Origin of the sequence: Cytobacillus praedii, assembly GCF_001439605.1 — a bacterium.
Classification (GTDB): Bacteria; Bacillota; Bacilli; order Bacillales; family Cytobacillaceae; genus Cytobacillus; species Cytobacillus praedii.
Genome location: NZ_LMBX01000052.1, coordinates 1 through 6,258, shown reverse-complemented (window position 1 = coordinate 6,258; position 6,258 = coordinate 1). Strand labels below are relative to the sequence as shown.

The window sequence follows — 6,258 nt, the reverse complement described above, 5'->3', positions numbered from 1 at the left end:
TTCGCAGATCTTGATCCAGAAGCTCGTATCATGAAAGAAGAAATCTTTGGCCCAGTTGTTGGATTTACAAAGGCGAAGGATTTCGATCATGCGATTGAAATTGCGAACAACACAGAATATGGTCTAACAGGAGCGGTTATCACAAATAACCGTAAGAATATCGAAAAAGCACGTGAAGATTTCCATGTTGGAAATCTATACTTCAACCGTGGATGTACTGGTGCAATCGTTGGCTACCAGCCATTTGGCGGATTTAACATGTCAGGAACAGATTCTAAAGCAGGCGGCCCTGACTACATCCAGCTTCATATGCAAGCAAAAACAACTTCTGAAATGTTCTAATAGATAAGGTTCCCTGAAAAGGGTACACTAATTTTGAAGTGTTTATTATGTAATTAAATGACTCTTTTTGGCGATTTAGGTTACAATGAATGAGTATTTAATTGAAAATGGGGGAATGGTTCTTCATGGCTCAAACGACACAAACAAGTAGTTTAATTGAACAAACTGAAAAATATGGGGCAAACAATTATCATCCGCTGCCAATCGTTATTTCTAAGGCAGAAGGAGTATGGGTTGAGGATCCTGAAGGCAATAAATATATGGACATGTTAAGTGCCTACTCTGCGGTAAACCAAGGGCACCGTCATCCTAAAATTATTGCTGCATTAAAGGAACAAGCAGACCGAGTGACACTTACTTCACGAGCTTTCCATAACGACCAGCTTGGTCCGTGGTATGAAATGGTTTGTAAGCTGACAAATAAAGAGATGGCCCTTCCGATGAACACTGGAGCAGAAGCGGTTGAAACAGCGATTAAAGCTGCACGCCGCTGGGCATATGATGTAAAAGGTGTAGCGGACAATCAAGCAGAGATCATTGCATGTATTGGGAACTTCCATGGCCGTACAATGACGGCAGTTTCGCTATCTTCAGATGAAGAATACAAGCGTGGTTTTGGACCAATGCTGCCAGGAATTAAATTAATTCCTTATGGAGATTTAGAAGCATTGAAAAATGCTATTACTGAAAACACAGCTGCATTCTTAATCGAACCGATTCAAGGAGAAGCGGGTATCGTTATTCCTCCTGAAGGCTTCTTGAAGAAAGCGTATGAGGCTTGTAAAGAAAATAATGTTTTATTTATTGCAGATGAGATCCAAGCGGGTCTTGCTCGTTCAGGTAAAATGTTTGCTTGTGAATGGGAAGATGTAGATCCTGATATGTATATTTTAGGCAAGGCACTTGGCGGAGGCGTTTTCCCAATCTCATGTGTTGTTGCCAATAAGGAAGTTCTCGGTGTATTCAACCCGGGATCACACGGCTCTACCTTTGGAGGAAACCCAATGGCATGTGCAGTTTCAATTGCATCCATTGATGTTCTTGTGGAGGAAAAGCTTGCGGAGCGTTCGCTAAAGCTTGGGGAATACTTTAAAGAAAAATTAAAAGAAATTAACAATCCAATCATTAAAGAGGTTCGCGGACGTGGTCTATTTATTGGTGTAGAACTAACAGAACCAGCACGGAAATATTGTGAAGCATTAAAAGAAGAAGGTCTATTGTGTAAAGAAACTCATGATACCGTTATTCGTTTTGCTCCACCTTTAGTGATCAGTGAAGAAGATTTAGATTGGGCAATTGAGCGTATTAAAAAAGTATTAAGCTAATATAGAGCAAAAAATCCTTGCATATGACATTGTGCAAGGAATTTTTTTATTCAAGGCTTTTCAGCATAACTCCAGAATCTCTAATGATATAATAATGCAAATAGAGGATCATACTATACGAAAAGGAGAGAGTGATTATGCAAAATTTTACTTTTTGGAACCCAACCAAATTAATTTTTGGAAAAGATCAGATTGAGCAATTACATAAAGAAATTCCGCAATACGGGAATAAAGTTTTAGTTGTATATGGTGGGGGAAGCATTAAAAGAAATGGTCTGTATGACAAAGTAATGGCTGAATTGAAGGGGATAGATGCAGAGGTTTTTGAACTTGCTGGCGTCGAACCAAATCCGCGAATTTCAACCGTCAGAAAGGGTGTTGAAATTTGTAAAGAACAAGGAATAGACTTCCTATTAGCTGTTGGCGGCGGAAGTGTTATTGATTGTACAAAGGCAATTGCGGCTGGAGCAAAGTATGCTGGGGATGCATGGGATTTAGTCATTAAAAAAGCTGCTGCAACAGAAGCGCTGCCATTCGGAACCGTCTTAACATTGGCTGCCACTGGTTCTGAGATGAATTCAGGATCAGTCATCACCAATTGGGAAACAAATGAAAAATATGGTTGGGGAAGCCCTGCTGTTTTTCCAAAGTTCTCGATTTTGGATCCGGTTCATACATATACTGTTCCGAAGGATCAAACGATATATGGCATTGTTGATATGATGTCACACGTTCTTGAACATTACTTCCATTTAGCAGAGAATACGGAGTTTCAGGATCGTATGTGCGAATCGTTACTGATTACTGTTATGGAAACTGCACCAAAGCTTCTTTCTGACCTTGAAAATTATGAGTATCGTGCAACTATTCTATATGCAGGCACAATGGCGCTAAATGGCATTTTAAATATGGGTTATCGTGGGGACTGGGCAACTCATAATATTGAGCATGCCGTTTCTGCTGTTTACGATATTCCGCATGGCGGAGGTTTAGCTATTCTGTTCCCGAATTGGATGAAGCATAACCTTAATGTAAAACCTGAAAGGTTTAAACAACTTGCTGTAAGAGTATTTGGTGTTGATCCTGCGGGAAAATCGACTGAAGAAGCAGCTTTAGAAGGAATTGAAAAGCTTCGTGAATTCTGGACTAAAATTGGCGCACCTTCAAGGCTGGCGGACTATGGCATTGATGAAAGCAAGCTTCAGCTAATGGCAGACAAAGCTACAGTGAATGGTGAGTTTGGCAACTTTGCGAAATTAAACAATCAAGATGTTATGGAAATTTACAAGGCATCCTTGTAATGAATTTTTGGGAAAATGGAGGAACATACATGTCACATATTCGTTTTGATTATTCAAATGCTCTTCGATTTTTTGGTGAACATGAGATTACATATCTACAGGATGCTGTTAAAGTTTCACATCATTCTCTTCACGAGCAAACAGGAGCTGGAAATGACTATTTAGGATGGATTGATTTGCCGGTTCAATATGATAAAGAAGAATTCACTCGGATACAAAAATCAGCAGAGAAAATAAAGAGTGATTCTGATATTTTATTGGTAATTGGGATTGGCGGATCATATTTAGGTGCCCGTGCAGCAATAGAAATGCTTACCCATCATTTCTATAATGTGATTTCAAAGGATAAGCGAGGCACTCCTCAAGTAATTTTTGTTGGAAATAATATTAGTTCCAGTTATATGAAAGATGTGATTGATCTTCTTGACGGGAAGGACTTTTCAATCAATGTCATTTCAAAATCAGGTACAACTACGGAACCAGCAATTGCTTTCCGTATTTTTCGACAGCTGCTAGAAAAAAAATACGGCAAGGAAGAAGCGCGAAATCGAATATACGCAACAACGGATAAGGCGAGAGGGGCTTTAAAAACGTTATCAATGGATGAAGGCTATGAAACGTTTGTCATTCCTGATGATGTTGGCGGGCGCTATTCTGTCTTAACTGCTGTAGGATTATTGCCGATTGCTGTTAGTGGTGCCGATATTGGGCAAATAATGGAAGGTGCAGAACAAGCGCGTGAGGAATACAGTCAATCTGAGCTTCTTGAGAATGCTGCTTATCAGTATGCGGCTGTCCGGAATATTTTGTACAACAAAGGAAAGACAATTGAAATGCTCATAAATTATGAGCCTGGTCTTCAATATTTTGCAGAATGGTGGAAGCAATTGTTTGGAGAAAGTGAAGGGAAGGACCAGAAAGGGATCTATCCATCTTCAGCAAACTTCTCAACAGATCTTCATTCGATGGGGCAATATGTACAAGAGGGAAGACGTGATCTATTCGAGACGGTCATAAAAGTGGAAGAGCCGCGACATGAATTATTTATTGAAGAAGCAGAAAATGATTTAGATGGGTTGAACTATCTTGCTGGAAAAAGTGTGGATTTTGTTAATAATAAAGCATTTGCAGGAACGATGCTTGCCCATACAGATGGCGGTGTGCCAAATCTAATCATTACGATTCCTAAATTAGACGCATTTACGTTTGGTTATCTTGTATATTTCTTTGAAAAAGCTTGTGCAATGAGCGGATATTTATTGGGAGTGAACCCTTTCGATCAGCCTGGAGTGGAAGCGTATAAAGTTAATATGTTTGCCCTCCTGGGGAAGCCTGGCTTTGAGGAGAAGAAAGCGGAACTCGAAGAACGACTTAAATAACAGTAAGAGTGTCATCAAATACGATGACGCTCTTATTTATCATTCATAATAACAATAAGCTGATCCTGAAGAATGATTGTAAAAGGGTGGGGAGGATTTAATAGTGTTTCCTCCCCTCTTTTTATTCCTAATAATAAGATTCCTTCTTTCATAAGCAACTGGCTCAAATCCATAAATGTCATATTAACAACTTCAGGAACAGCGGGCTTAAAAGTTAGGTTTCGCTTATCAAGCTGGTTTAATAAATCCAAAAAGGATGTAACAAGTTGTTGAGACGAAATACTATTTATCATTACATAACTTGTAAGGATATTTGTTTGAACAATTTCATCTGCTCCAGCTCTTTTGGCATTTGCCACTTGCTCGGATGTTAATATTTCTACGATGCATTGAACTTTGGGGTTCAGCCCCTTTACTGCTAACAAAGTTAATATTGACCCCATATCTGCTAGCAGCTCGCCTTTGTTTGGGTCCGCAGTAATAATTACCTTTACTGCATCAAATATATTTGCCTTAATAAGAACCTCGTCCAGATTCGATCGCCCCTGAATAAAATGAACATTCATATGGGGGAATGGATTTTTATCCAGGGATTCATCAATCAAAGCAATCGAGATACTCTTGTTATTTGTACAAAGCGTATGAAGAATTCCTCGGGTTCGTTCATTCCAGCCGATGACAATAATATGATTTTTTCCTTTGAAATCTGCCTTTCCCTCTAAATACTCATTTTGTTTTGTGACTGCAGCGGCAGCTAAACTAGCGAAATATGTAGCTAAAAAACCGGCGCCAGTTAAGATAAGTGCCATTCCTGCTAGCCTTCCAGGCACAGATTTAGGGGCAAAATCTCCATAACCAACTGTAGACGCGGTAATAATAGCCCACCATACCCCTTCAAAAATCGTTGGAAATTGTTCTGGCTCCAATAAATGAACAAATGATCCAAATGAAATAATCACGATAAGAGCAATTATAAGAACTCTCAAAAAAAGTGGCAGTCGAACGAAGAAATTGAAGAAATTATATGACATGTTTTACACCCCTATAATAGTTAGCGTAACCCGCTATACCTAATTATGGACGAAATGAAGGGGTTTCATAATGGATAAGAAAAATTCATTGATAAATCAAAAGCAGCTTTATTCACTATTCAATTGTGAATGAAGCTGCTTGCTTTTTAGGAGAAATGCAAAAGATGAAGGTATATTAATCGATCCAGCTTTTGACTAGATTTAAGCGTTTCAATACTATCAATTCCAGTTTCGTGAGCGGTTAGTATCATTTCCTCTCTAATTTTATTGATTCGTCGTAGTACTAATTGTTCAAGGGTAATCTTGTTCATTTAACCATTCTCCTATAAATATCTTCTCTTACTTGTATTATAGGAGATATTTCTTATTCCGAAATAGGTTCGACAAAAGTTCTAAGAATAAGACAAAAAAGCCTATTTTTTGGGAGCAAACTCTTAAATGTGATCAATTATTCATCTAATATATGCTGTATCAGAAAAATAAAGATAGATAGACTCTATCTATTGAATTCCCTCCCGAAAAATTATATAAAGGGGGATGTTGACTTCTTTGAGAAATTATATTAATATAATAAATCTAATGAGGTGCGTAGAAACAAAGAATTCATACTTATTTTATATTCACCCATTAAGTGTTGACAAAGGATATTATTAAAAGTATAATAATTCTTTATTGGTGGACTTAGTTAAAATTATTTTAAAAAAGTAATTGACTACTTTGAAATAGAATGATAGAATAAAGTCCTGTCTTAACAAATAGTTCTTTGAAAACTAAACAAAGCAAAAACGTCAACGTTTAAATCGAGTTTTAAAACTTTAAGAGCTAATCTTACTCTTTATTGGAGAGTTTGATCCTGGCTCAGGACGAACGCTGGCGGCGT

General features: G+C 38.0%; 6 protein-coding genes. 4 read left to right on the top strand and 2 right to left on the bottom strand.

The annotated features are described in order from the left end of the window. The 4 genes from ASU02_RS25355 to ASU02_RS25340 all read left to right on the top strand — a co-directional run. Positions 1-342 (top strand): aldehyde dehydrogenase family protein (locus tag ASU02_RS25355; protein WP_157684549.1); only part of this gene is annotated, 342 nt, incomplete at its 5' end. A 125-nt stretch (positions 343-467) separates the two neighbouring features. Further along, the gene (locus tag ASU02_RS25350; RefSeq protein ID WP_057768451.1) at positions 468-1,667 is read left to right on the top strand and encodes an ornithine--oxo-acid transaminase; all 1,200 of its coding nucleotides are present in this window, start codon (positions 468-470) and stop codon (positions 1,665-1,667) included. A 137-nt stretch (positions 1,668-1,804) separates the two neighbouring features. Then, positions 1,805-2,968: an iron-containing alcohol dehydrogenase gene (locus ASU02_RS25345; RefSeq protein WP_057768449.1), complete on the top strand. Its 1,164-nt coding sequence runs from the start codon at positions 1,805-1,807 to the stop codon at positions 2,966-2,968. A 29-nt stretch (positions 2,969-2,997) separates the two neighbouring features. Further along, the gene (locus ASU02_RS25340) at positions 2,998-4,347 is read left to right on the top strand and encodes a glucose-6-phosphate isomerase (RefSeq protein ID WP_057768447.1); all 1,350 of its coding nucleotides are present in this window, start codon (positions 2,998-3,000) and stop codon (positions 4,345-4,347) included. 32 nt (positions 4,348-4,379) lie between these two features. On the opposite strand, the gene ASU02_RS25335 is transcribed toward ASU02_RS25340, so the two are convergent. After that, on the bottom strand, positions 4,380-5,378 hold the full coding sequence (locus ASU02_RS25335; protein WP_057768445.1) for a potassium channel family protein: 999 nt from the start codon (positions 5,376-5,378) through the stop codon (positions 4,380-4,382). A 146-nt stretch (positions 5,379-5,524) separates the two neighbouring features. After that, the gene (locus tag ASU02_RS26180) at positions 5,525-5,689 is read right to left on the bottom strand and encodes an aspartyl-phosphate phosphatase Spo0E family protein (protein ID WP_082631932.1); all 165 of its coding nucleotides are present in this window, start codon (positions 5,687-5,689) and stop codon (positions 5,525-5,527) included. Positions 5,690-6,258 lie beyond the last annotated feature (569 nt).